This is a genomic window from Chitinophaga sp. Cy-1792, assembly GCF_011752935.1.
GTDB lineage: Bacteria > Bacteroidota > Bacteroidia > Chitinophagales > Chitinophagaceae > Chitinophaga.
This window is the reverse complement of the sequence record NZ_VWWO01000003.1, coordinates 634,415-659,405: the sequence shown is the minus strand read 5'-3', so window position 1 is coordinate 659,405 and position 24,991 is coordinate 634,415. Positions and strand designations below refer to the sequence as shown.

Below are 24,991 nucleotides of genomic sequence, written 5' to 3'. Positions count from 1 at the left end.
GAATAGCGCTATAATTAAGTCATGGTTATTTCCTGATACCTAACTTCTCAATCAGGGCACGGTAGCCAGAGAGGTTAGTTTTGGACAGGTAAGAAAGCAAACGCTTTCTCTGACCAACCATTTTCATCAAACCACGGTGGGTAGAGAAATCTTTTTTGTTTTGTTTCAGGTGACCGGAAATGCTGTTGATACGCTCAGTCAGCAGTGCAATTTGCGCTTCCACAGAGCCTGTATTTTTCTCGCTTCCACCAAATTCCTTAAAAATATTGGCTTTCTTTTCAACAGTTAAGTAAGACATCTTTAATAATAATAAGTAATAATAATGTTTTTTGTCGCTATTTTTCCGGTGCAAAGGTAATTTAAAAAATATGAATTACCAATTTACAGGGAATATATAATTAATTCAGAATTATTTGATACGTAAATAATTCTGATTCAATTTTCTAGTAATCAAAATTGCTGCTACAAATTTTTGACCGGTCGTTTTAACAGCTGCTGCCGTTCATTCCTGCCTCCAAATGCTTAAGAGGAAAAATTCACCGCCGCATTGTCTGTCACATGACCATTCTCCGTACGTAATACCCTCGACGGGAACTTCTGCAATACAATATAATCATGCGTAGCCATCACGATGGCAGTACCTTCCCGGCAAATACGGAACAACAGCTGCATAATACCATCTGATGTTTCCGGGTCCAGGTTACCGGTAGGCTCATCCGCCAGTATCAGCTTAGGTGAGTTCAGCATAGCACGGGCAATATCCACACGCTGCTGCTCCCCGCCACTCAGCTCATAAGGCATCTTAAAGCCCTTGGTACCCAAACCGACCTTATCCAGCACATCCGCAATCTTATCTTCGATCTGTTTGTTGTCCTGCCAACCCGTAGCACGAAGTGCAAATTTAAGATTATCATGCACATTCCGATCAGTCAATAACTGAAAATCCTGGAAAACCACACCCAGATTACGACGCAGATATGGCACCTTCTTCCAGTCCATCTTCTTCAAATCAAATCCTACCACCTGTCCGGTACCATCCCTTAACGGCAAATCACCATATAAGGTCTTCAATAAACTGGACTTACCCGTACCAGTTTTCCCGATAAGATACACGAACTCTCCCTTGTTCACGGTAATATTTACATCAGATAATATCAGCGAATTTCCCTGATATATACTGGCATTGGTCAATTGTATAATAGGCTGCTCGGGCGTCATCAGTAATTTTCGTTTAGTTCTAGCTTGGTATTAACAAAAGTAACCAATTAGGGGATATCTCATCTGATTATTTATATATTTACTACTAATAACTAATTATATACGCCTATGTTCAAGTCTGTACGGATCTGCATCAGCTTCGTTGCCATCCTTTCCGCTGGCAGCCTTACTGCCAACGCCGAATTTCTTAAAGACACCACTGTTTCCATGCCGGCCTTTCCTGGAGGCACTGCCGGGTTATCTGCCTATATCAGCAGTTATCACCCATCTAAACCCATCACGACCACGGATACGGCGACACTGATTATGGACATCGATCCGCAAACCGGCCATCTTGCCGCCATTCATCCATCCAGTAAAACGGACGTAATTATGGAACTGGCCGGATACATGATAAAAATGCCCGCCTGGGAACCTGGAAAAAGAGGCGGCCAGTCAGCCAACTCACAAACCATTATCCTGGTAGTACTCAAACAAGGCCAGACTGCTGAATTACTGACCGACACGATCTCCTATAACCTCGCTCCATCTTTTAAAGGGGGCGATCAGGCACTGAATAACTACCTTTCCAAACGGGTTCGTTTTACTAAGGCCGCAAAAAAAGCAGGCGCGCAGGGCACCGTTGTAGTGAGCTTTATTATCAAAGCAGACGGCACCCTTGATAAAATTACCACTCCTGGCCCCCTTCTCGGCTACGGACTAGAAGAAGCGACTGTTGAAATAATAAAGAATATGCCCGCCTGGAACCCGGGATACCAGAATGGAAAACCCGTCAGTGTTCAAATAAGCCTTCCCATTAACTATAGCATTGAATATAGCGAATAAAAAAAAGCAGCCAGCCGGCTGCTTTTTTTATATCACAGCCCCTCCAACTAAAAATTTAGTCAAAAAACTAAAGATTTAGTTGGTAAACTAATTTTTTAGTTATAGCTTTATTTCAACAAAGAAATTGAGTTATGAAACCACTGACCAAAGCAGAAGAACAGATCATGCAGGCATTATGGCAAACAGGGCCGGCATTCGTGAAAGATATCATCGAAGCCATGCCGGAACCAAAGCCGCATTACAACACCGCCTCCACGCTCATCAAAATTCTCATAGACAAAGGTTACATCGACTTTAAAGCCTTCGGTAAAGCCCACCAGTACTCGGCCCTTATCTCCAAAGAAGAATATAGCCACAAAACCGTCAGCAGCCTGGTAAAAGGCTACTTTGAAGGCTCCTTTTCCAACCTGGTATCCTTCTTCGTAAAAGAAAAAGAAATGAGCGTAAATGAACTGGAAAATCTGATCCAAAAAATCAAGGACAACCAAAATCCAACCAAATGATCCTGGCCTATTGCTCTAAAGTAATCCTTTGCTCAGGGCTCCTGTTCGGATATTACATGTTAGCCCTCCGCAACAAACGCTTCCATGAATGGAACCGGTACTATCTCCTGCTACTGCCGCTGGTATCGCTGATCATTCCCCTGCTGAAAATTCCGCTACCCAGGGAAACATCTTCCTCTATCGTATATGCCTATACTTACCAGGTAGTAACGATACAGGAAAAGATCGCCAGCCGGCAACCAGCCTTCACGCTGCCACAGGTACTCACCGCCATCTATTCACTGGTAGCCTTTTTCCTGCTGGCAAAGCTGCTGTTTACCTCCCTGCGTATCGTAAGACTGGCCAAAAGAAACACTGCTACGGCAACAGCAGACTATACCCTTATCACCCTGAATAAGCCGGGAAGCCCCTTCTCCTTCCTTTCCTATATTTTCTGGAGCAGCCAGCTACAACTGGACGACCAGAAAGGCCGGCAAATGCTGCAACATGAAATCGTGCACGTACGGCAAAAGCATACGCTGGATAAACTCTACATGCATACCATCAGCGCCCTCGGCTGGGTCAACCCCTTCTTTTTCCTCACCAGTAAAGAACTTTCGCTGGTACATGAATTTATCGCCGATAAACATGCTGCCGGCAAAGAAGTAGCTGACTATGCTGAAACCATTTTACAATCAGTATTTCAGAGCAGGGAATTTACAATAAGTAATGACTTTCTCTTTCCGCCAATCAAAAGACGAATTATTATGCTTACATCATTCCAAAAAGACAGGTTCAGCTACCTGCGCAGGATCATGGTATTACCTGTATCCGCCCTCATTTTCTGTTCTTTTGCCTTCGTGGCAGCTGCCAACCCGGCACCATTCGACCGCCTTGCATCGGTAACCTCTGCCCCGGAAGCTACCGCCGGCAATACAGAGTCCACCGATAGCAGCAAAAAAACTGCGAAGAATTCTTCTTTTTCACCTGAGAAACGGCCATCTTTCCCGGGCGGAGAAGCAGCGCTAAGCCAATTCCTGGCAAAAAACGTCCGCTATCCACGGGAAGCACAGGAGAAAGGGATACAAGGTACTGTTGAGGTAGCGTTTATAGTAGAAATGGATGGCTCCCTCAGCAATATATTAATTGCCAACAAACCTAAACTGGGTGGTGGCCTGGAAGAAGAAGCCATACGCGTAATAAAAGCAATGCCACACTGGAATCCCGCTATCGGCCATGGTTCCAGAATGCCATCCCCTGCCTCATTGCCAATAAGGTTTGTTCTCCAGGATGATCCTCCTCTTCCCGGCAAGCAGGAACAGGTTTACACGTTCGTACAAACACCGCCCTCCTTCCCCGGTGGAGATGAAGCACTGAATAAATATATGGCCCAAAACATCAAATACCCGAAAGAGGCAATAGAAAAAAAGATCAGCGGAACGGTATTCCTGCAGTTTGTAGTAGATGCTCAGGGGAAAGTGAAAGACATCAAATCAGTAGGAAATAAAAAAGGCGGTGGCCTGGAAGAAGAAGCTATCCGGATGGTTAAGGCCATGCCAGCCTGGATCCCAGGCAAACATGAAGGCAAAAACGTGGCCGTGCAGTTTAACCTGCCTGTGCGTTTTTCCTTAAAGCAATAACACTGGATTTAAGTCGGTTTAATTATAACAAGTAGACAACACTAAACAAAAGGCCGCCTCTATTTAGAGACGGCCTTCGACTTTTTTAAAACAACACAACTTAATTATAAACGAAAGTACCCGCAGGCGCTTTAACCGTTACTTGTTTCTGTTCAGCAGCTTCTACCCTGCCGATAATCTGCGCATCAATATTAAAGCTTTTGGAGATATTAATGATATCTGCGGCAATAGCTTCCGGCACATACAATTCCATACGATGTCCCATATTGAATACCTGGTACATTTCTTTCCAGGAAGTGCCTGACTGCTCCTGTATTAGGGTAAACAGCGGAGGTACCGGGAAAAGATTATCCTTAATTACATGGAGTTTTTCGATGAAATGCAGGACCTTGGTTTGTGCACCACCGCTGCAATGTACCATACCATGGATCTGCGGGCGGAACTGCTCCAGCACTTTCTTGATAACAGGCGCATAGGTACGGGTTGGAGATAATACCAGTTTGCCCGCATCCACCTGTCCGAAGCCAGGAATATCGATTTTATCTGTCAAAGACTTGTTACCGCTGAAAACCAGTTCATATGGAATTCCCGGATCAAAGCTCTCTGCATATTTCTCTGCAATTGCTTTATTAAACACGTCATGACGGGCACTGGTCAGGCCATTGCTGCCCATACCGCCATTATAGCCGCTTTCGTAGGAAGCCTGGCCATAAGATGCCAGTCCTACCACCACATCTCCTGCCTGAATACGATCGTTGGAGATCACATCTTCACGTTTCATACGGCAGGTAACGGTAGAATCCACGATGATGGTACGAACCAGGTCGCCCACATCAGCAGTTTCACCGCCGGTAGAATAGATGCTGATGCCGTGGTTACGGAGTTCAGCCAGGATATCTTCTGTACCGTTGATGATAGCAGCAATTACTTCTCCCGGTAACAGTTGTTTGTTACGGCCAATAGTGGAAGAAAGCAGAATATTATCCGTAGCGCCTACGCAGAGCAGGTCGTCCATGTTCATGATGATGGCATCCTGTGCGATACCTTTCCATACGCTGAGGTCGCCGGTTTCTTTCCAGTACACATAAGCCAGTGAAGACTTTGTTCCGGCTCCGTCTGCATGCATGATATTGCAGTATGCTTCATCGCCGCCCAAAATATCCGGTACTATTTTACAGAATGCTTTCGGGAACAGCCCCTTGTCAATGTTCTTAATGGCGTTGTGCACATCTTCCTTGCCTGCGGAAACACCACGTTTGGCGTAAATATTCTGATCCACCTGGAATTAGAGATTTAGTAATTTAGAGATAGTAGAAATAGCTTCCGGCTGCAAAAGTAACAGATTCCGCGCAGAATGCCCGATGAATGTGTTAGATTTGCATGGCGTTTTTGATTGTTATAGAATTATATGCAGGTTCACAGGGACTTAGATCACTTACCAGAATTCCGTAATGCGGTTGTTACCATAGGTACTTTTGATGGCGTTCATTCCGGCCATCGTTTTATCCTGCAGCAGCTGGAGCAGGCCGCTGCCAGTTGCAACGGAGAAACCGTCATTGTTACCTTTGACCCACACCCACGTGAGGTATTGGGCGCAAACCCAGGCTCAGTAAAGCTCTTAACCACACTTCCTGAAAAGATAGCATTGCTGGAGAAACAGGGGATAGACCACCTGGTAGTAGTTCCTTTTACCAAGGCATTCTCCGAACTCTCTGCCCGGGCCTACCTGGAAGACTTCCTCATTGCCCGTTTCCATCCACATACCATCATTATTGGCTACGACCATCGTTTTGGTCATAACCGCGAAGGCGGACTGGAACTGCTGGAAGCAGAGCAAAGCAAATATGGTTTTAAGCTGGTGGAAATTCCCCAGCAGGTGGTACATGACCTCACGGTAAGTTCTACCAAAATCCGTAAAAGTCTGCAGGATGGCGATATTCAACTGGCTAACCAGCTGCTTGGCTACCGCTATTTCATGACCGGCACCGTAGTGCATGGCGATAAGATGGGGCGTCAGTTGGGTTTCCCGACGGCCAACCTCAAACTCGCCGATGAGCGTAAGCTTATCCCTGCCGAAGGCATCTATGCCGTACAGGTATCCTTAAACCGCCACTGGGTAACTATTCCGGCGGTGATGAGCATAGGCACCCGTCCTACTTTCAATGGCACCGACCTACGGCTGGAAGTTCATATTTTTGATTTTAACAGAGAGATATACGGGCAGACGCTGACCGTCTATTATGAAGAATATATCCGCGCCAACCAGAAATTCGATAATATCGACGACCTGGTAAAACAGATTGCCGCAGATGCGGAGAAGGCAAAGGAGATCCTTGCGAGATAATTAATTGCAGGATTAAAAAGGAAAAAGCCGTGTCTACTGAGTAGACACGGCTTTTTCCTTTTTATTTTTTCTACTTATCTGTATTAAAAAAATCCAGCGAAATGAATGGTGTACCCTCTTCCGTCAGTGTATAATTCACATGGAATTTTGATTTTTCATCCGAAATTTTCGTTTCGGTAATTTTTATATAAAGTGGAAAATTATATGCTACGTCTACCTTCTGCCCTCTTAACATTGCCTTTCCGGGTGTTGGTCTGAAATGCTCATACAACAGTTGAATGTATTCCTGTGTATAAGCAGTTCCCGCAGCTGAAAAGCCCATGAAACTGGCGGTGGTATCAATTTTCATACTGTATTTGCAACCACGTATACACGGTACGAATCCGGTGTAGGAACAGAGTTTGATAAATTCGCGGTGATATTTAATCAACCCTTTCTCAAGACCAGGTGCATCGTCAATTTCCATGGTGGGCTGAACAAGCAATTCGGAAATTTCAAGCCGGGTCCCATTGTAATGACTATCTGCTACCCTTTGTTCGTTTTCTGAAACATAGGTAGGTTGTGGTTCCGCGACAACCTTTGGTTTTGGCTTCGTGGCAGTTTTCTGGGAATAAGTCAGTACAGATAGCAGGAGGAAGCTAATTGACAGCAGAATACTTTTCATAGGATAACAAGGTATGTATCTGCAAATATATATATTAATAACAAAATACATCTGTAGTGTATAAAAAAAAGAGAGACCTGTCAGCCTCTCCTTTGTTGATATGTATATCAGCACAGCAGCGAAGCTATGCCATTATCTTAAACATCAATTCTTTCAGCAACTCCCCGTCTTCTACCCCACTATCATTAATACCAATACTACGGAGGTTATAATGCTGTAGCAGCAATATGGCTCTTTCAGTGCCTTCCGGGCCATAGTTACGGGCTGCAGCGATATAATCCTTTACAAAGAAGGGATGGACGCCCAGTGCAGCAGCAATCTCTTTTTCGCCACCTTTCACACTGAATACCAGGTTCATTTTGGCGAAATAGTTATAAAGTGCCGGCAGCGTCATCTGCATGGGAGCCGCTTTGGGATTGGCACCGAAGTACTGGATGATCTTATATACTTTTGATGTGTTCTTTTGTCCGAGGGCATTTTGCAGTTCAAATACATTGTATTCTTTGGAGATGCCCACATATTTTTCGATATCGCTCTCATCGATTTTTTTCTTCTCCGGCAGATTGACCAGCAGTTTATCGATTTCGTTGGCGATACGGGAAAGGTCGTTGCCGATGTGGTCTACGAGGAGAATCGCTGCTTTCTGGGAGATTGATAGTCCGCGGCCGCTGACATAGGCTTCCGCCCAGGCAGGGAGCTGGTTATCGTAGAGTTTTTTGGTAGACAGCAGTACACCTTTTTCCTTGATCAGCTTGGCCATTTTACTGCGGCCATCGATTTTTCCCTGTTTATGGGCTACTACAAATACAGTAGTGGAAAGGGGATTATCGATGTAGGTTTCCAGTTTGAGGAGGTCGCGCATCGCCTGCGCCTCTTTCAGGACCACCACCTGACGTTCTGCAAACATGGGATAGCGGCGGCAGGTATTGATTACCGTACTCCAGTCGGTATCTTTTCCATACAGCACAGTGAGGTTGAAACCTTTTTCAGCTTCCGTCAGCAGATGTTGTTCGGCATGATTGACCACCTGGTCGATGAAGAAATCCTCATCGCCTTCCAGCCAGTAGAGCGCCTTAAACTTGCCTTGTTTCCAGTCTTTAATTATATCCTGATATTCCATGTTTGATACTGTCAGTTAGCATTACTTGATAACCACCACATCCTCGGGCAGCAGCAGCGGCAGTCGTTTGAAGCGCAGCAACAGCTGGGCTACTGCCAGCACGTCTTTCTGGCAATAGGTGGCGATACGTTCGAGGTCTTTGGTTTCCCAGAAGACTTTGCCTACCATACTTCCATCGATATCATCTTTGGGAGTATCGATGCCCATCACGGCGGTGAGCAGTTTCAGGGAAGTATAGTGTTTGAAGTCGCCGAAGCGCCACATATGGAGGGTATCCACTACCGGAACTTCCCATGGCTTCATGCCGTGCAGTTGTAATGATTGCGGCAAAGATAACTGTTGTATTACAGAACGGCGGCAAATAAACGGAATATCGAATTCGCGGATATTGTGGCCACCAAACTGGAAGCTGGGTACCTTTTCCTTGAAGCGGAGGACAAGGTCAAAGAAATTATTCAGCAGTATTACTTCATCTTCGCTGGCGAATGATTTTAGCCTGAGCTGATATCTGCCATTTTCCAGGTGGAAGAAACCTACTGATATACAAACGATTCTCCCGAATTCGGCGAAGATCCCCGCTTTATCGGCATAGGCCTCCGCTTCATTTTCTGAAACTGGCGCAATTTTTGTATTTTTCTCCCGCCAGAGCTCCTGCAAATTCCCGGGAAGCTCCTCCAAAGCCGCCGTGGCAGGCGTTGTTTCTATATCCAGGAGCAATAACTGATCGAGTCCAATGTTTGGTAACACTATTTAGAAGGGTGTTTTAACTTTAGAATTTAATAAATTTAATGCCTACTTTTGAATAACGATTTTTAACCATATAACACATAAACATAAAACAAACAACTATGACGGAGAACACTTTTAACACGCCTGCACCGGGATCTCCCGGGCCAGAAAAACCCCGCAGCAGTCGGAATGTATTAATCTATGGTATACTGATAGCTGCTCTTGTAGGCACCTGGATATACATGTTCTTAGATAAAAACAAATCTAACGAAATTGTAACTGCCCAGAAAACACAGATCGATTCCATATCAACTTCCCGCGACGCGTTACAACAGGAGTATAATGCAGCCAACGCACGTCTGGATGACCTGATCAGCCAGAACACCCGTATGGATAGCCTGGTAAAAACAAAAGATAAAGAGATCCAGGATATGAAAGCCAGGATTTCCAGCATCCTTACCAAGAAAAATGCTACTGCAGCTGAACTGGCTGAAGCACGCCGTCTGATCGAACAGCTGAAATCCAACATTGAAGGTTATCAGCAAACAATTGAGCGCCTGGAAGGAGAGAAAATTGTACTGGCTGGCGAAAGAGATGTAGCGCGCAAAGAAAGAGATTCTGTAAGTACAGTAAAAGATAGTTTAGGTAAGAAAGTAGACCTGGGTTCTGTTTTACATGCTTCCAATATCAGACTGGAACCTATCCGCGTAAAAAATAACGGCAAAGAAGTAGCTACTACCAAAGCGAAAAAAGCTGATGTAATGCGCGTAGAATTTGATCTGGATGATAACAGAATTGCTCCTACCGGCGACAAAGAGATCTATGTAGCAATTTCTGCTCCTGATGGTTCTCCACTGGCCGTTGAAGCACTGGGTTCAGGTAGATTCACCCTGGAAGATGGTACTGAAAAACTCTACACCGTTAAGAAAACTGTTCCTTACGTACAAGGTCAGAAACTGCCGGTATCTATGGATTGGAAACAGAACTCTGATTTCAAACCTGGCGATTATGCAGTTGAAATTTATCACAACGGTTTCAAAATCGGTGCTGGTAAAGTAACCTTGAGAAAAGGAGGATTATTCTAAACGAGTTGTTAACGGATACACGAAATTTCGAAAAAGCGGAACAGTTGTTCCGCTTTTTCTGTTTATATCCAACAAATTACCTGAAAAATTTGGCCTTCCATGTTTGTTAATAATTAGTTATTGGAGAAAAGTTATATATAAAAATAAAATTAAATTAACGTTCTTTGTATCCATAATCAGAAAGAAATAGCCGGAGGCCAGTTAGCACTGGATTGATGAAACCAATGCATTAAAGCAGCTAGTGACCAGGAAAAAATAATCGTCAGGATTAACCCATATCAGTAAATAATTGAGGACAGATTTCAGCTATAGATGTTAAGCCCTGAAGTCATGGAATCTATTGCTTGCAGGATAATCCCTGATGTTGTGTGTTGCTTTAAATTACCGCCCGCCTTGCTATTACCGGAATTGTTCAGAAGCCCAATTAATACATAAGCATGGAAGACATCAATAAAATAGTGTACGTTGTTGACGATGATGAGATATTCCATTTCATCATTAAAAAAATGTTGGGACAACAGGACGACAATTTAGTGGTAACATCATTCCTATGTGCAGAAGAAGCCCTGGAGCAGTTATCATCAGTACCTCAGCCACCGCTACCTTCCCTGATCATCCTGGACATGAACATGGACCGGATGAACGGATGGGATTTCATTGAAGCTTACCGTGGCATGAAACATTCCCTCAATTATAACATTCCGATCATTATGTGCTCTTCATCTGTAGATGTTCGTGATCTGCAAAAAGTGGAACATACTCCGGAACTGATGGCTTACATTACCAAGCCGCTGGATAAAATGAAAATGAAAGTTATCGAGGAATATCTCTAGAAATTCCGGAAAATCAACACAAAACCCGCAATTTCTGAAAAAACAAACGCCCGCACAGCAAATGCTATGCGGGCGTTTCTTATTGTAAGACGTTTAAAGACTATGCCATTACTGCCTCTCCGTACATTTCTGCACGCAGTGCTTTCACACGCTCATCCGCCAGGTATTCGTCGAAGGTCATCATACGATCGATGATACCTTTAGGCGTGATTTCGATGATACGGTTTGCAACGGTTTGCATGTACGCATGGTCATGTGTGGTAAACAGCACAATACCTTTATAGTTAGTCATGCTTTCGTTGAAAGACTGGATGGATTCCAGATCAAGGTGGTTGGTTGGCTCATCGAGGATAACCACGTTAGGATCCTGCAGCATCATGCGGCTGAGCATACAACGAACTTTTTCACCACCGCTCAGTACGGAAGTTTTCTTCATGATCTCATCTCCACCGAACAGCATTTTACCGAGGAATCCACGCAGGAAAGGCTCATCTACATCTGTAACGTGCGCAGGCACATACTGACGTAACCAGTCCAGCAGGTTTACATCCTTATCAGTAAAGTATTCTGAGTTGTCGTTTGGCAGGTATGCTTTGGTAACGGTAGTACCCCATTCTACTTTACCACTGTCTTCCGCTACTTCCCCGTTAATAATCTGGAAGAAGGTAGTGAGTGCCAGGTGGTCTTTAGACAGGAATGCGATCTTATCACCTTTGTTTACAGAGAAAGTAACGTCAGTGAAGATCTTACGGCCGTCAACAGATTTGTCCAGTTTCTCGATATTGAGGATCTGGTTACCAACTTCACGAATCTGTTTGAAGATGATACCAGGGTATTTACGGTTAGAAGGCTGGATATCCTCGATAACGAGTTTTTCCAGGGCTTTCTTACGGGAAGTAGCCTGTTTACTTTTAGAAGCGTTGGCAGAGAATCGGGCGATGAAGTCCAGGAGATCTTTCTTCTTGTCTTCCATCTTCTTGTTCTTGTCAGCGATCTGACGCGCCATCAGCTGGGATGATTCGTACCAGAAAGAGTAGTTACCGCTGAAGATCTGGATTTTAGCACGGTCAACATCCGCAACATGCGTACATACCGCATCCAGGAAGTGACGGTCGTGGGATACAACGATCACGATGTTTTCATAGTCGGCCAGGAAGTTTTCCAGCCAGCCAATGGTTTCCACGTCAAGGTCGTTCGTAGGCTCATCCAGCAGCAGGATATCAGGATTTCCAAAGAGTGCCTGTGCCAGCAGCACACGTACTTTCATGGAACCTGCTATATCTTTCATTAAAACATTGTGCAAATCTTCTTTTACACCCAGATCACCGAGTAATACGCCGGCGTCACTTTCGGCAGTATAACCGCCCATTTCGCCATATTCCGCTTCGAGCTCACCCGCACGCATACCATCTTCCTCGGTAAAATCTTCCTTGGCATAGATGGAATCACGCTCGTTGGCAATTTCCCACAGCTTCTTATTACCCATCAATACTGCATTCAGTACAGTAACTTCATCAAACTCAAAGTGGTTCTGCTTCAGAACGCTCATGCGCTCACCGGGAGTGATTTCCACGGTTCCTTTGTTCGGTTCGATTTCACCGGACAATATCTTCAGGAAAGTAGACTTCCCTGCTCCATTGGCCCCAATCACACCATAACAGTTCCCTTTTGTGAAATTGAGGTTTACTTCGTCAAACAATACTCTCTTTCCAAAAGAGAGGGTTACGTTTTTAACACTGATCATGCTGGCTATGTAAATTTTGAAGCCGCAAAGTTACGAATATATACCCGGGTTTCCAACTACACACTAGATAACCTCATTTCTGATATGTTAATATTTTAAATAATTATCAGTAAATATTTTACAGATTTATTAATAATTATATATTTTATGCTTGGTGATTATCTTTGCAATTGTTTACTTTAAGATAATAATGCCCAAATAATACCCATGAACTACGCTCATTCCATTGCACAGGTAATATATTGGCTCGACCAGGGCGAAACACCTGATTCTGTTAAAGAAAAACAGTTGGTAAACGACCTCAGTCTACAGGAAATTGCTGTCATTGCCGATGCCTGTAAAGATTATAACAAACAATTTTCACCGGCGCGTGCCAATCAACAGCTCGCTGCAAGTCTGTCCCTACTGGGAGGCATGATATTTTTTATCATAGGCATAGTAAGATTATTGTCAGATCACTGGCTGGTATTGCTGGATATATTTTGTCTCTTTGGCGGCTTCCTGGGAATGGCAAATTATGTCGTATTAACCTACAAAGCGGCAAAAGACGACCAGGAGCGTCACTACAAAGCCGGAAGGTCTTCTCTGATGGCAAAACTGGCAGCTCAGTTACAAGCTGACAAACAGGCTTAATTATGCTAAATTACTATACCGAAGTACATAAGGTCAACCGATTACTCAGCGAACAATTACCACTGCCGGATATCCTTCAGCAATCTGCGCTCTCTACCGATGATGTCGCCTATGTCATCGACCGGATAAATACCAGCACTCTTCCCCCGCCACCTGTACAATCACCACCAAACAGGCTATTCTCGCTTATAACCAGAATACTGGGATTAACAGGAGTTATAAAGGCCATCTATGACAAGAACATACGATTCCTGCTCTTTGTATTTTGCTTTTTCGGATTAATAGAATTGCTCGTGATTATCTTTGGTAAAAATGAAAAACCTGCCACTGCACCAAACCTGTTCCTGGATCAGGTCGCGGAAGAACTGGAAATAAAGCAATACAAGTTAAATATGCTCCACCAGCGGTAATAGGCAATTAATTCTTTCCTGTACTTCGAAACCTATTCCTGCCGTATCTTTAGCGCAAAATACAGCGCTATGACTGACTATAAACAGGTTTTTGAGAACAACAGAAAGTGGGTTGCATCCAAAACAGCCACTGAAGCCGATTTCTTTGAGAAAATGGCGGATTCCCAGGCACCTAAATATCTGTACATCGGTTGTAGCGACAGCCGTGTTCCTACCAACGAGATCATGGGTCTCGAAGCCGGAGAAGTGTTTGTACACCGTAACATCGCCAACCTGGTATGTAATACCGACCTCAATGTAATGGCCGTTATCAACTATGCGGTAGTACACCTGGAGGTAAAACATATCGTGGTATGCGGTCACTACAACTGCGGTGGTGTTAAAGCCGCCATGCAACCACTGGACCTCGGCATCCTCAATCCATGGCTACGTAACATCAGGGATGTTTACCGCCTTCATATGGACGAACTGAACGCCATCCCGGTAGAACATGACCGCTACAACAGACTGGTAGAACTCAATGTACAGGAGCAGTGCATCAACATCATAAAAACCGCTGCCGTACAGAAAATGTATACCCAGAAAGGATATCCTACCGTACATGGCTGGGTATACGATCTGAAAAACGGTCTGCTAAAGGATCTGGAAATAGATTTCGAAGGTGTACTCCATGAAATCCAGCGTATATACGACCTCACCGGCCAGGGCTTAATGCAGAAAGAGCAGTAATCAATAATGGCAACAGCGATAACTAATGATATGGGACCAATAGGTGTTTTCGATTCAGGATATGGCGGATTGACCGTCTTAAAGGAAATAGTTGCGGAACTACCACAGTACGATTATATCTATCTGGGAGACAATGCCCGCGCGCCTTATGGCAACCGTGGCTTCGATACCATCCATACCTATACGTTGCAATGTGTAAAAAAACTGTTCGATATGGGTTGCCCGCTGGTAGTACTGGCCTGTAACACCGCATCCGCCAAGGCTTTGCGGACCATTCAACAGAAAGACCTGCCCCATATCGCGCCAGACAAACGCGTACTGGGTGTGATACGGCCAACAACCGAAATGGTAGGCACCATCACACAGAGCAACGAAGTAGCCATACTGGCTACCAACGGTACGGTATCTTCGCAATCCTATCCCATTGAAATAGCTAAATTTTTCCCGGATGTAAAGGTATTTCAGCAAGCCTGCCCCATGTGGGTACCACTCATCGAAAACAATGAACACGAAAACGAAGGCGCCGATTATTTCGTAAAGGAATACCTGGACAAAATCCTTTCGCAATCAAACAACATCGATACACTGGTGCTGGCGTGTACCCACTATCCGTTATTGCTCCGTAAAATCAAGCAACATCTTCCTGCCGGCATCACCGTGCTGGCACAGGGCAAAATCGTTGCCCGCAGTCTGAAAGACTATCTCCACCGGCATCCAGAAATGGAACAACGACTCACGAAAACGGGTACACGTAGTTTTAATACGACCGATGACCCGGGAATCTTCGATCAGATGGCAGAGATATTTTTCGGACAAAAAGTTGCTTCAGCAAAAATTGACGCAGATCATTTATAAAAAAAGATGCCTTCGAATGAAGGCATCTTTTTTACACTAATTCTTTTCTTCCAGCTTCAGTAAAAACGCATACTCCAGTGCTTTTTCCTTTAGCATTTCAAATCTGCCGGAAGCGCCACCATGGCCAGCCTCCATATCTGTATACAACAACAGTAAATGTTTATCAGACTTAAACTCCCTTAACTTAGCTACCCATTTTGCCGGCTCCCAATATTGTACCTGCGAATCGTGCAGGCCGGTAGTAACCAGCATATTCGGATAATCTTTTGCCTCCACCTGATCGTAAGGAGAATAAGACAACATATAATCGTAGGAGTCCTTATTTTTTGGATTTCCCCATTCATCGAATTCTCCGGTCGTCAACGGAATAGTTTCATCGAGCATGGTAGTGACTACATCTACGAATGGAACCTGCGCCACTACGCCGTTCCAGAGGTCTGGCCGCATATTGGCGATGGCGCCCATCAGCAATCCGCCGGCACTGCCACCCATGGCATATAAGTGGGAAGGAGAAGTATATTTTTCTTTGATAAGATGTAATGCACAGTCGATAAAATCAGTAAAGGTGTTTTTCTTCTTAAACATCTTCCCATCTTCATACCACTGGCGACCCATCTCCTGGCCTCCCCTGATATGCGCGATGGCGTAGGCAAAGCCTCTGTCCAGCAAACTCAGCATATTGGAGTTGAAATACACATCCATGCTGTGGCCATAAGAACCGTATGCATATAGCAGCAGTGGCTGTTTTCCATCTTTCTTAAACCCATTTTTATATACCAGCGACACCGGCACCTGCGTACCATCGGCCGCCGTAGCCAGCAAGCGTTCAGACGAATACTGCGTCGCATCATAGCCACCCATTACCTCCTGCTGACGCTTTAGCTCTGTAGAACCGGTAATCATGTTGTAGTCGTACACAGAATTAGGCGTTACCATAGACATATAGCCATAGCGCAGTTCATGGCTGTTCATTTCGCCATTGGTGCCGATATAAGCGGTATAGGCAGGTTCTGAGAAAGGCAGAAATTTCTCTTCACCGGTTTTACTGTTGATGATCCTGATCTGAGTAAGACCATTTTCTCTTTCAGCCAATACCATGAAGTCGGTGAACAGGGCCAGCTCTTCCAGCAATACATGGCTTCTGTTAGGGATAATTTCTTTCCATACCTCCCTGGAAGTATTGTCCAGCGGGCATTCCATCAGCCGGAAATTCAGCGCTTCCCAGTTGGTGAGTATATAGAATTTATCTTCCCGATGATCTACACTGTACAGCTGATCTTTGGTACGTGGATGAAAAATACTGAAATTCTCTGCAGGAGTAGCTGCCGTCAGTATTCTCACTTCAGATGTTAAAGTACTTTCACTGGTGATGAGGATATATTTGCCGGATTTAGTTTTATTCAGATAAACATCAAAGGTTTCATCTGCCTCAAAATACACTTCCGTATCCTGTGATTCGCCAATGGTATGGCGCAATACACGGTCCGCACGTAAGGTAACGGTATCTTTTCGTGTATAGAACAACGTTAGGTTATCAGCGGCCCAGGTATAGGAAGGAGCAGTATCCAGGATAGTATCTTCCAGTGTTTCTCCTGTTTGCAGATTTTTGATGCGCACGGTATAAAGGCGGCGGCTCACCGTATCTATGCCATAGGCCAGCATACGGCCGTCCGGACTCACTGTAAGTGCTGTAACCTGGCAGTAGGCATGGCCGGCAGCCACTTCGTTGACATCCAGGATCACCTCTTCGGCAGCATCCAGGCTACCCTTTTTGCGGCAATAGATGGTATATTCCTTGCCTTCCTCGTAACGGTGATAGTAGTAATAGCCATTTTTGAGGTAGGGAACGCCCATATCTGTTTCTTTGATACGGCCTTTCATCTCATTAAAAAGCTGTTCCCGCAGACCTTTTTCAGGTGCAAGAACAGCCTCTGTATAAGTATTTTCAGCTTTCAGATAAGCGATTACGTCTGCGTTTTCGCGGTCATTCAGCCAATAGTAATTGTCGATCCGGGTATGGTCATGAATAGTGAGTTCTTTTGGAATCTTCTCAGCTATCGGGGGGTTTATATTTTCCTGTAACATCATGCACAATTTTTAGTCCTGTGCTGATAAAATTAAGGAAAATATGGCTATACTATTTTCATCTGTACAGGGTCCCAGTTGAGCACCTTTTTGCTAAAGTAGCTCTCATTGGTAAGCAGGGCCGGGCCGGCAGCACGGAGCCCGAAGGTAGCATCCTCTACCACCGTTTTGCCGGTGCGCATCGCTTCAAAGAAGTTATGGAAATGATCCAGGCGGTCGTCGTAGCCTTGCGGTGCTGCAAAGCTGGAGGTTTCCACTCTGGCCTGTGAAGAAGCGGAGCCGTACTGCTTGTTGTACTGGGTGACAAACTCCTTCTGGATAGCCGCCGGGAAAGTATTATAGGTATCCCATCCGCCATAACCAGGCGCTTCCGGGAGTTTATGTTTTTTAATATTGAATGAATTACCGCCTAACTCGAGTACGCCATCCGTACCGATGAAGCGGGTATATTCACCACCACCGCTGCCGTCAGCGAAGTTTACGCGCAGTGTCATCTGGAATGCGGGATGAGTTGCCGTTTCAGGATAGTCGAATATGGCCATGATCACGTCCGGTACGTCTCTGCCATCTTTCCACTGTACCAGGTTACCGCTGGCATATACGCGTTCAGGGCCAACAGAGCCGGTGATATAGTGTAATCCGGAGATAAGATGTACGAAGAGATCACCGGGAGCGCCTGTACCATAGGCCTGATAATTTCTCCAGCGGAAGAATTTCTTCGCATCAAAAGGCACTTTGGCGGTGTCTTTCAGGTAGGTATCAAAATCTACTGTTTTAGGATTGGCATCAGGCGGGATGGAATACTGCCAGGCACCGAGGGCATTATGCCTGTCGTAGCGGGCTTCCACCACATTCAGCTGACCGATTTCGCCGGCCAGATAGCGTTTGCGGGCTTCTGCCAGGGCTACGCTGCTCACTCGCTGGCTTCCTACCTGGAAAACCGCTTTGGTACGCTGTTGCGTGGCAATAACCTGATGGCCCTCAGCTATCTGCTGTACCATTGGCTTCTCACAGTATACGGCCTTTCCAGCTTCCATCGCAGCGATGGAGATCGTATCATGCCAGAAATCGGGCGTGGCCACGATAATAGCATCGATGTCTTTTCGATGCAGCAGTTCGCGGTAATCGCGGACAGTGGTAACCTGCGGGCCATAGACTTCCTTTACACGGGTAAGGTGGCCTTCATAGAGATCAGCAGCGGCAACGAATTCCACGCCGGGAACCTTAATAGCCGTGTTGACATCTCCGAAACCCATAATGCCCATTCCTACACATGCTACGCGGATTTTATCGTTGGCGGAGATTCTCTTTTCGGGTTGCAGGATATGGGTATAATCCTGTTCATGGGCGAGTGCAGCGAGGGAGCCTGCACCTATTAAGGCAGCGGTGCCGCCGAGATGTTTTATAAATTTTCTGCGGGAATGTTCTGACATATGGTTTTCATTTCGTGTTCCCACATAATAGTAAAAAAAATAGCCGCAAAAGAATTTAGAGGATGAATGGCGGGCATAAAAAAACTCCTCTCAGTGAGAGGAGTCTTTTTAAATATTGCATCAGTTAGTAATTCCTGATTATTTCTCAGAAGTAAAGCCAGCTGCGATAAACTCGCGGTTGAGGCGGGCGATATTGGTGAGAGAGATTTCTTTTGGACATTCTGCTTCGCAGGCACCAGTGTTGGTACAGCTACCGAATCCTTCCTTGTCCATTTGTGCCAGCATATTGAGGGCACGTGTTCTTTTTTCCGGCTGACCCTGAGGCAGCAGTGCCAGCTGAGAAACTTTTGCAGATACGAAGAGCATTGCAGAAGAGTTTTTGCAGGCAGCAACGCAGGCGCCACAACCGATACATGCAGCAGCGGCGAAGGCCAGGTCAGCTTTATGTTTCTCGATAGGAATATTGTTGGCATCCTGAGCGTTACCGGTGTTTACAGAAACGTAACCACCTGCTTCGATGATACGATCAAAAGCAGAACGATCTACAGTCAGGTCTTTCACTACAGGGAAAGCGCCTGCTCTCCATGGTTCAACGGTGATGGTATCACCATCTTTGAACGCACGCATATGCAGCTGACAGGTAGTAGTACCATCCCACGGACCGTGTGCACGGCCATTGATGTGCATAGAGCACATACCACAGATACCTTCGCGGCAGTCGTGGTCAAATGCGATTGGTTCTTTACCCTCGTTGATCAATTCTTCGTTTACCACGTCGAACATTTCCAGGAATGACATTTCAGAAGAAATGTTTTTAGCTGGAATAGTTTCGAATCCACCACGATCATCTTTATTTTTCTGCCTCCACACTTTTAATGTGAGGTTCATGTTATAATGTTCCATATGCTTGGACTATTATTAGATTTATTAATTGCTGGTCTGGCTGTTAGCAGCGATGACCAATTCCTTATTTATAGCTACGTTGAGAAGGTTTAACTTCTTCGAATACGAGTGGTTCTTTGTGCAGAACATAGTCGCTAGGGCCTTTGTATTCCCATGCTGCTACATAGCTGAAGTTCTCGTCATCGCGTTTTGCTTCACCATCTTCTGTTTGTGATTCTTCACGGAAGTGACCACCGCAGGATTCGCGACGGTTCAGGGCATCCATGCACATGAGTTCACCGAGTTCGAGGAAGTCGGCAACGCGGCCAGCTTTTTCGAGTTCAGGGTTGAATTCATTTACGTCACCAGGTACACGAACATCTTTCCAGAATTCAGCGCGAAGGGCTTTAATTTCTTCGATGGCTTCTTTCAGGCCTTGTTCGTTACGTGCCATACCGCATTTTTCCCACATGATCTTACCCAGTTTTTTATGGAAATGATCAACAGAGTGAGAACCTTTGATAGACATGAATTTAGCGAGGGTATCTCTTACGCGGCTTTCAGCATCAGCGAAGGCAGGGTGATCCGTAGGGATTGCTTTGGTGCGGATTTCATCAGCCAGGTAGTTACCGATGGTGTAAGGAATAACGAAGTAACCATCTGCCAGGCCCTGCATGAGTGCAGAAGCACCGAGGCGGTTAGCACCGTGGTCGGAGAAGTTAGCTTCACCGAGGGAGTACAGCCCTTCAACGGTAGTTTGCAGTTCATAGTCAACCCAGAGGCCGCCCATGGTGTAGTGAACCGCAGGATAGATACGCATTGGGGAAGTATAAGGATCTTCACCGGTGATTTTAGCGTACATATCGAAGAGGTTACCATATTTTTCAACAACCACTGCTTTACCCAGGTCATAGATTTCCTGTTTGGAAGGGTTGTGGAGTTGTTTTTTATTGGCTTCGATTTTACCGTAGCGGTCGATAGCTGCGGCGAAATCGAGGTATACTGCCTGTTTGGAAGTACCTACTCCGTAACCGGCATCGCATCTTTCTTTAGCAGCGCGGGAGGCCACGTCACGAGGAACGAGGTTACCGAAGGCAGGATATCTTCTTTCCAGGTAATAGTCTCTTTCTTCTTCAGGGATATCCGCAGCTTTGCGATTATCGTCTTTCTTTTTAGGTACCCAGATACGACCATCGTTACGCAGTGATTCTGACATGAGGGTCAGTTTGGACTGGTGATCGCCGGAAACCGGGATACAGGTAGGGTGAATCTGTGTAAAGCAAGGGTTAGCGAAGTAAGCACCGTTTTTGGTAGCTTTCCAGGCTGCGGTTACGTTGGAACCCATTGCGTTGGTAGAGAGGAAGAAAACGTTACCATAACCACCGGAGCAGATCAGTACAGCATGACCGAAGTGACGCTCCAGCTGACCGGTGATGAGGTTACGGGCGATGATACCACGTGCTTTACCATCGATTTTAACGATTTCCAGCATTTCGTGGCGGGAGTACTGGGTAACGTTACCCAGCGCTACCTGGCGCTCCAGTGCAGAGTATGCACCGAGGAGGAGCTGTTGACCTGTCTGGCCGGCAGCGTAGAAGGTACGTTGTACCTGTGTACCACCGAAAGAGCGGTTAGACAGCAGTCCACCATATTCGCGGGCGAAAGGAACACCTTGTGCCACGCATTGGTCGATGATGTTACCACTTACTTCAGCCAGACGATGAACGTTGGCTTCGCGGGAGCGGTAGTCACCACCTTTTACGGTATCGTAGAAGAGACGGTAAACGGAGTCACCATCATTTTGATAGTTTTTAGCAGCATTGATACCACCCTGGGCGGCAATACTGTGTGCGCGGCGTGGGCTATCCTGAAAGCAGAATGCTTTCACTTTATATCCTAACTCACCTAATGAAGCCGCTGCTGAAGCACCAGCCAAACCGGTACCAATAACGATCACCTCGAGGCTACGTTTATTCGCAGGGTTTACCAGCTTACAATGTCCTTTATAATCTTCCCACTTTGAATTTAATGGGCCTGCAGGAATTTTTGCGTTCAACATATATCCTTACTTTACAAAATTATCTGTTAAAATAAATTAAAACGGGAATGATGGCGAAGCCAACAGGGATGGCTATACCAAATACCCATACACCGATGAAATTGATGATCCCGTTATATTTTTTATGATTTAAGCCAAAAGTCTGGCAGGCACTTTTAAAACCATGGATAAGGTGGAAAGACAATCCGATCATACCGATCACATAGATCAGCACTACAATTGGATTTTCGAATAACTGATAAGTAACAGCATACAGGTCTTTCAGTGGTTCGGTCATGCCTTCGTATGTTTTCGTAGGCATTTCACCGTAGTGGAATTTACCCCAGAGTTGGGCCAGGTGAACCACAATGAAGATAAAGAGAATGCTACCCATGACAGCCATCTGGCGGGAAAACCAGGAGGAGGTAGCGTTGCCCGGATTTACTGCATATTTAACCGGACGGGCAGCTCTGTTGGAGAATGTGAGCTGGATGGCGATGAAAGCGTGCAATAAGATCACAATTTTCAGGCCCCATGCAATGAATTGAATTAGACTGTTGTGACCCATAAACTGAGCGTAAGCGTTGAATGCCTTACCCTCGTCTTTGTACAACAGTTGGAAGTTTCCTGCCAGATGTACGAGAACAAAACTGCAGAGAAACAAGCCGGTAGCACCTACCAATAACTTTTTACCGATAGAGGTATTAAAGAACTGTGACCACTTCATAAGTAAAAATCTAAGCTTCCTAGTATAAAAAAGATGTTGAAATGTCGGGCAAATTTAAAGCAGGAAAAATTAAAACCAAATGATATTTATCAGTAAACACTATTCCAGACGCCTTAGCATGGCGTTGTCAATCATGTTAAACAAGTGTACGGGCTGATATGTTCGCCACTTGTCGTCATCCAATAAATGCACATAATTGTATAACCTCGCTTTCTCAAACTCCTGGCGGGTTTGAACGGGCATATTGAGGGCTACGATCCACCCTCCGTCGTCCCGGATATCGTCCCACCATTCTTCATAATAACTGTCATCTGAGGAATGAAAGTTCATGACATTTTCGGTGATCAAAATAAATTTCCGGATACCTTCAACGATCATCAGGTCGATGATCTCCCGTTTGAGGGTCATAATATCATTATCCAGGGTATCATTCCATTCCCCGATAAATTCAATTATGGCATAACTAAACTGGTAATCAACGAATAAGACTTTCAGGTACAGGTTACGGGAACCAAATTCGTCCCACTGAGGGTGTACATAATAATTATATACTGTGTTCGAATATTCGAATTCACTGTATTCACGGCCGTAGAAGGGGGATAGTTCATCCTCTTCTGCTGTATACAGGTGCCGCCAGTTATAATATGGCTCGATGTCGTGCATAGCAGGTTATTACGTCAAATGTCGGGTTTAAATCAGGCTTTGGCAAAATCCTCTACTGCCTTTTTAACGCTGCCGGCTTTCAGCAGCAGCTTCTGGGCTTCTTCATAATCAGTGAGCGACAGCTGTTCCATGAGCATGCGGACGCCTCTGTCTACCAGCTTTTCATTGCTCAGCTGCATATTCACCATTTTATTATCTTCTACTCTTCCCAGCTGGATCATTACCGCTGTGGAGATCATATTGAGGACCAGTTTCTGGGCGGTTCCGCTTTTCATACGGGTGCTGCCGGTCACAAATTCAGGACCTACCACTACTTCTACCGGGAAGTCGGCGGATGCAGAGATCGGAGATTCAGGGTTACAGCTGATACTGCCGGTGGTAATACCGTGACTGCGGCATTTGTCCAGGGCACCGATCACATAAGGGGTGGTACCGCTGGCGGCAATGCCAATTAATACGTCCTTATCGGTGATACCGAATTCCTGCAGGTCTTTCCAGCCCTGTTCTTTATTATCTTCGGCGAATTCCACTGCTTTACGGATGGCAGCGTCGCCGCCGGCGATGATACCGATTACCAGGCCATGGGGCACCCCGAAGGTAGGCGGGCATTCTGAAGCATCTACGATACCCAGCCTGCCGCTGGTACCGGCTCCCATATAAAAGAGGCGGCCACCTGCCAGCATCTTGTCTGCTATTGCAGCAACCAGCTTCTCTATCTGAGGAATGGCTTTTGCCACTGCCAGGGGAACTGTCTGATCTTCTTTATTAATATCGGTCAGCAATTCCTGTATGCTCATTTTTTCCAGGTGGTGGTAGTGAGATTCCTGTTCAGTAACTTTTACAAATGCCATATGTTTTATTTGATATTTTAATGATGATATTCGATAAGGCCTTCCATTGGTGTGCGGAGTATTCTTCCCAGCGGCAATTCATACAGATCACACAGCTCTTTCAGGATATCGCGGAAATGCCAGGCTACACTGCCGGTAAAGTGCAGTGAGGTTGTCCAGCTTTCCCTGTATTTATAAATATGATTAAAAAAGAAGTCATTAAGCCCATCCTCCAGGATATTTTCTATCATAAAGTGCCCTCTATTCTCGGAGAGGAAAGTAGCAAAACCAGCCAGATAACGATTTGCCAGGGGTTTCCTGTATACATTTTCCAGGATTTCATCCTTATTGGTGCTGTATTTCTCGTCAAATTTACCTATTAACTCTTCGTCAAAGGTATTATACAAATAATATTGCAGGACTTTTTTTCCAAGATAAGCACCACTTCCCTCATCTCCCAGCACATACCCCAATCCAGGGTTATTTTTTTTAATACGTGTACCATCATAGAAACAGGAGTTGGACCCGGTGCCCAGGATACTGGCAATTCCGGCGCCATGGCCACATAAAGCCCTGGCGGCGCCCATGAGGTCATGGTCTACTTCTATATAACTATCCGGCCACACCGCCCTGAGGGCTGCGCTAACCACTTCAATATTCTTTTGCTGAGACAGGCCGGTACCATAAAAATAAATTTCATCTATATGTACGCCAGCTGGCAACTGAGGTATCAATTCCTGGGTAAAGATGGCTTTAATCTGATCCAGCGTCTGAAAATACGGACTAATTCCCTGGGTTTTATATGGTCCGGGGGCTGCTGCCCCAAGAAGGCCCCATTCGGCCTTGGTAGATCCGCTATCTGCTATCAGCTTTATTTTTCCGGGCATGTCCGTTTATTTAGTCAAATTAAAGAATCGTAGAAGTTTGCACTCGATATGCTATTTTTGTCACAATTTAAACAAAAGCCATCCATAAAAACAAATGCGGGGTTTGAAGTTTAGGTTCAAGACTGGTCATAAAAT

At 45.3% G+C, this 24,991-nt stretch carries 25 protein-coding genes; 10 read left to right on the top strand and 15 right to left on the bottom strand.

Annotated features, from left to right (window positions below; translation table 11 throughout):
* Positions 1–25: 25 nt before the first annotated feature.
* On the bottom strand, positions 26–298 hold the full coding sequence (gene rpsO / locus F3J22_RS28045) for a 30S ribosomal protein S15 (protein WP_073087248.1): 273 nt from the start codon (positions 296–298) through the stop codon (positions 26–28).
* A 224-nt stretch (positions 299–522) separates the two neighbouring features.
* Positions 523–1,218 carry a cell division ATP-binding protein FtsE gene (locus tag F3J22_RS28040; protein WP_167021291.1) on the bottom strand — a complete coding sequence of 232 codons (696 nt, stop codon included), beginning with the start codon at positions 1,216–1,218 and terminating at the stop codon, positions 523–525.
* A gap of 108 nt (positions 1,219–1,326) precedes the next feature.
* Between F3J22_RS28040 and F3J22_RS28035 the strand changes: the two genes are divergently transcribed.
* From F3J22_RS28035 to F3J22_RS28025, 3 genes are all read left to right on the top strand, one after another.
* Positions 1,327–2,043 carry an energy transducer TonB gene (locus F3J22_RS28035; RefSeq protein WP_167021290.1) on the top strand — a complete coding sequence of 239 codons (717 nt, stop codon included), beginning with the start codon at positions 1,327–1,329 and terminating at the stop codon, positions 2,041–2,043.
* Positions 2,044–2,174: 131 nt separating this feature from the next.
* A complete protein-coding gene (locus tag F3J22_RS28030; RefSeq protein WP_167021289.1) occupies positions 2,175–2,546 on the top strand; it encodes a BlaI/MecI/CopY family transcriptional regulator in 372 nt (123 codons plus the stop codon).
* Positions 2,543–4,165 (top strand): M56 family metallopeptidase, encoded by a 1,623-nt coding sequence (locus F3J22_RS28025; RefSeq protein WP_167021288.1) that lies wholly within the window; start codon positions 2,543–2,545, stop codon positions 4,163–4,165. The genes F3J22_RS28030 and F3J22_RS28025 overlap by 4 nt, the downstream gene beginning before the upstream one ends.
* Before the next feature lie 100 nt (positions 4,166–4,265).
* Here F3J22_RS28025 and F3J22_RS30890 read toward each other — a convergent pair whose 3' ends face one another.
* Complete coding sequence (locus F3J22_RS30890) at positions 4,266–5,444, bottom strand: AIR synthase related protein (protein WP_167021287.1); 1,179 nt, start codon at positions 5,442–5,444, stop codon at positions 4,266–4,268.
* A 129-nt stretch (positions 5,445–5,573) separates the two neighbouring features.
* Here F3J22_RS30890 and F3J22_RS28015 point away from each other — a divergent pair, with 129 nt between their 5' ends.
* Positions 5,574–6,509, top strand: a complete 936-nt coding sequence (locus tag F3J22_RS28015; RefSeq protein ID WP_167021286.1) for a bifunctional riboflavin kinase/FAD synthetase — start codon at positions 5,574–5,576, stop codon at positions 6,507–6,509.
* 70 nt (positions 6,510–6,579) lie between these two features.
* Here F3J22_RS28015 and F3J22_RS28010 read toward each other — a convergent pair whose 3' ends face one another.
* From F3J22_RS28010 to F3J22_RS28000, 3 genes are all read right to left on the bottom strand, one after another.
* Positions 6,580–7,173 carry a hypothetical protein gene (locus F3J22_RS28010; protein WP_167021285.1) on the bottom strand — a complete coding sequence of 198 codons (594 nt, stop codon included), beginning with the start codon at positions 7,171–7,173 and terminating at the stop codon, positions 6,580–6,582.
* Positions 7,174–7,297: 124 nt separating this feature from the next.
* Complete coding sequence (gene holA / locus F3J22_RS28005) at positions 7,298–8,293, bottom strand: DNA polymerase III subunit delta (RefSeq protein WP_167021284.1); 996 nt, start codon at positions 8,291–8,293, stop codon at positions 7,298–7,300.
* Between the two features lie 21 nt (positions 8,294–8,314).
* Positions 8,315–9,040: a ribonuclease H-like domain-containing protein gene (locus tag F3J22_RS28000; protein WP_167021283.1), complete on the bottom strand. Its 726-nt coding sequence runs from the start codon at positions 9,038–9,040 to the stop codon at positions 8,315–8,317.
* Between the two features lie 101 nt (positions 9,041–9,141).
* On the opposite strand from F3J22_RS28000, the gene F3J22_RS27995 reads away from it, so the two are divergent.
* Together F3J22_RS27995 and F3J22_RS27990 are read left to right on the top strand one after the other, a co-directional pair.
* Complete coding sequence (locus tag F3J22_RS27995) at positions 9,142–10,107, top strand: DUF3450 domain-containing protein (protein ID WP_167021282.1); 966 nt, start codon at positions 9,142–9,144, stop codon at positions 10,105–10,107.
* Between the two features lie 437 nt (positions 10,108–10,544).
* The gene (locus F3J22_RS27990) at positions 10,545–10,940 is read left to right on the top strand and encodes a response regulator (RefSeq protein ID WP_167021281.1); all 396 of its coding nucleotides are present in this window, start codon (positions 10,545–10,547) and stop codon (positions 10,938–10,940) included.
* Between the two features lie 100 nt (positions 10,941–11,040).
* Here the strand turns inward: F3J22_RS27990 and F3J22_RS27985 are convergent, their stop codons facing one another.
* On the bottom strand, positions 11,041–12,684 hold the full coding sequence (locus F3J22_RS27985) for an ABC-F family ATP-binding cassette domain-containing protein (protein ID WP_167021280.1): 1,644 nt from the start codon (positions 12,682–12,684) through the stop codon (positions 11,041–11,043).
* Between the two features lie 207 nt (positions 12,685–12,891).
* Here F3J22_RS27985 and F3J22_RS27980 point away from each other — a divergent pair, with 207 nt between their 5' ends.
* From F3J22_RS27980 to murI, 4 genes are all read left to right on the top strand, one after another.
* Entirely contained in the window at positions 12,892–13,317 is a 426-nt protein-coding gene (locus F3J22_RS27980; RefSeq protein WP_167021279.1) for a hypothetical protein, read from the top strand.
* A 2-nt stretch (positions 13,318–13,319) separates the two neighbouring features.
* Positions 13,320–13,727 (top strand): hypothetical protein, encoded by a 408-nt coding sequence (locus F3J22_RS27975; RefSeq protein ID WP_167021278.1) that lies wholly within the window; start codon positions 13,320–13,322, stop codon positions 13,725–13,727.
* Between the two features lie 69 nt (positions 13,728–13,796).
* On the top strand, positions 13,797–14,456 hold the full coding sequence (locus F3J22_RS27970; RefSeq protein WP_167021277.1) for a carbonic anhydrase: 660 nt from the start codon (positions 13,797–13,799) through the stop codon (positions 14,454–14,456).
* 30 nt (positions 14,457–14,486) lie between these two features.
* Positions 14,487–15,311 carry a glutamate racemase gene (gene murI, locus F3J22_RS27965; protein WP_240155226.1) on the top strand — a complete coding sequence of 275 codons (825 nt, stop codon included), beginning with the start codon at positions 14,487–14,489 and terminating at the stop codon, positions 15,309–15,311.
* A gap of 36 nt (positions 15,312–15,347) precedes the next feature.
* On the opposite strand, the gene F3J22_RS27960 is transcribed toward murI, so the two are convergent.
* The 8 genes from F3J22_RS27960 to F3J22_RS27925 form a co-directional block, all read right to left on the bottom strand.
* A complete protein-coding gene (locus F3J22_RS27960) occupies positions 15,348–17,399 on the bottom strand; it encodes a S9 family peptidase (RefSeq protein ID WP_167021275.1) in 2,052 nt (683 codons plus the stop codon).
* A 44-nt stretch (positions 17,400–17,443) separates the two neighbouring features.
* Positions 17,444–18,829 carry a Gfo/Idh/MocA family protein gene (locus F3J22_RS27955; RefSeq protein WP_167021274.1) on the bottom strand — a complete coding sequence of 462 codons (1,386 nt, stop codon included), beginning with the start codon at positions 18,827–18,829 and terminating at the stop codon, positions 17,444–17,446.
* 138 nt (positions 18,830–18,967) lie between these two features.
* Positions 18,968–19,732: a succinate dehydrogenase/fumarate reductase iron-sulfur subunit gene (locus F3J22_RS27950; protein WP_167021273.1), complete on the bottom strand. Its 765-nt coding sequence runs from the start codon at positions 19,730–19,732 to the stop codon at positions 18,968–18,970.
* Positions 19,733–19,796: 64 nt separating this feature from the next.
* Entirely contained in the window at positions 19,797–21,770 is a 1,974-nt protein-coding gene (locus F3J22_RS27945; protein WP_167021272.1) for a fumarate reductase/succinate dehydrogenase flavoprotein subunit, read from the bottom strand.
* Between the two features lie 19 nt (positions 21,771–21,789).
* The gene (locus F3J22_RS27940) at positions 21,790–22,476 is read right to left on the bottom strand and encodes a succinate dehydrogenase cytochrome b subunit (protein WP_167021271.1); all 687 of its coding nucleotides are present in this window, start codon (positions 22,474–22,476) and stop codon (positions 21,790–21,792) included.
* A 99-nt stretch (positions 22,477–22,575) separates the two neighbouring features.
* Positions 22,576–23,139, bottom strand: a complete 564-nt coding sequence (locus F3J22_RS27935; protein ID WP_167021270.1) for a hypothetical protein — start codon at positions 23,137–23,139, stop codon at positions 22,576–22,578.
* A gap of 32 nt (positions 23,140–23,171) precedes the next feature.
* Positions 23,172–23,990 carry an N-acetylmuramic acid 6-phosphate etherase gene (gene murQ / locus F3J22_RS27930; RefSeq protein ID WP_167021269.1) on the bottom strand — a complete coding sequence of 273 codons (819 nt, stop codon included), beginning with the start codon at positions 23,988–23,990 and terminating at the stop codon, positions 23,172–23,174.
* Between the two features lie 17 nt (positions 23,991–24,007).
* Entirely contained in the window at positions 24,008–24,856 is an 849-nt protein-coding gene (locus F3J22_RS27925) for an N-acetylglucosamine kinase (protein WP_167021268.1), read from the bottom strand.
* Positions 24,857–24,991 lie beyond the last annotated feature (135 nt).

Coding starts and splice junctions, on each gene's coding strand:
- rpsO (WP_073087248.1), bottom strand. CDS start 298: ATGTCTTACTTAACTGTTGAAAAGAAAGCCAATATTTTTAAGGAATTT.
- F3J22_RS28040 (WP_167021291.1), bottom strand. CDS start 1,218: ATGACGCCCGAGCAGCCTATTATACAATTGACCAATGCCAGTATATAT.
- F3J22_RS28035 (WP_167021290.1), top strand. CDS start 1,327: ATGTTCAAGTCTGTACGGATCTGCATCAGCTTCGTTGCCATCCTTTCC.
- F3J22_RS28030 (WP_167021289.1), top strand. CDS start 2,175: ATGAAACCACTGACCAAAGCAGAAGAACAGATCATGCAGGCATTATGG.
- F3J22_RS28025 (WP_167021288.1), top strand. CDS start 2,543: ATGATCCTGGCCTATTGCTCTAAAGTAATCCTTTGCTCAGGGCTCCTG.
- F3J22_RS28015 (WP_167021286.1), top strand. CDS start 5,574: ATGCAGGTTCACAGGGACTTAGATCACTTACCAGAATTCCGTAATGCG.
- F3J22_RS28010 (WP_167021285.1), bottom strand. CDS start 7,173: ATGAAAAGTATTCTGCTGTCAATTAGCTTCCTCCTGCTATCTGTACTG.
- holA (WP_167021284.1), bottom strand. CDS start 8,293: ATGGAATATCAGGATATAATTAAAGACTGGAAACAAGGCAAGTTTAAG.
- F3J22_RS27995 (WP_167021282.1), top strand. CDS start 9,142: ATGACGGAGAACACTTTTAACACGCCTGCACCGGGATCTCCCGGGCCA.
- F3J22_RS27990 (WP_167021281.1), top strand. CDS start 10,545: ATGGAAGACATCAATAAAATAGTGTACGTTGTTGACGATGATGAGATA.
- F3J22_RS27985 (WP_167021280.1), bottom strand. CDS start 12,684: ATGATCAGTGTTAAAAACGTAACCCTCTCTTTTGGAAAGAGAGTATTG.
- F3J22_RS27980 (WP_167021279.1), top strand. CDS start 12,892: ATGAACTACGCTCATTCCATTGCACAGGTAATATATTGGCTCGACCAG.
- F3J22_RS27975 (WP_167021278.1), top strand. CDS start 13,320: ATGCTAAATTACTATACCGAAGTACATAAGGTCAACCGATTACTCAGC.
- F3J22_RS27970 (WP_167021277.1), top strand. CDS start 13,797: ATGACTGACTATAAACAGGTTTTTGAGAACAACAGAAAGTGGGTTGCA.
- murI (WP_240155226.1), top strand. CDS start 14,487: ATGGGACCAATAGGTGTTTTCGATTCAGGATATGGCGGATTGACCGTC.
- F3J22_RS27960 (WP_167021275.1), bottom strand. CDS start 17,399: ATGATGTTACAGGAAAATATAAACCCCCCGATAGCTGAGAAGATTCCA.
- F3J22_RS27955 (WP_167021274.1), bottom strand. CDS start 18,829: ATGTCAGAACATTCCCGCAGAAAATTTATAAAACATCTCGGCGGCACC.
- F3J22_RS27950 (WP_167021273.1), bottom strand. CDS start 19,732: ATGGAACATTATAACATGAACCTCACATTAAAAGTGTGGAGGCAGAAA.
- F3J22_RS27945 (WP_167021272.1), bottom strand. CDS start 21,770: ATGTTGAACGCAAAAATTCCTGCAGGCCCATTAAATTCAAAGTGGGAA.
- F3J22_RS27940 (WP_167021271.1), bottom strand. CDS start 22,476: ATGAAGTGGTCACAGTTCTTTAATACCTCTATCGGTAAAAAGTTATTG.
- F3J22_RS27935 (WP_167021270.1), bottom strand. CDS start 23,139: ATGCACGACATCGAGCCATATTATAACTGGCGGCACCTGTATACAGCA.
- murQ (WP_167021269.1), bottom strand. CDS start 23,990: ATGGCATTTGTAAAAGTTACTGAACAGGAATCTCACTACCACCACCTG.
- F3J22_RS27925 (WP_167021268.1), bottom strand. CDS start 24,856: ATGCCCGGAAAAATAAAGCTGATAGCAGATAGCGGATCTACCAAGGCC.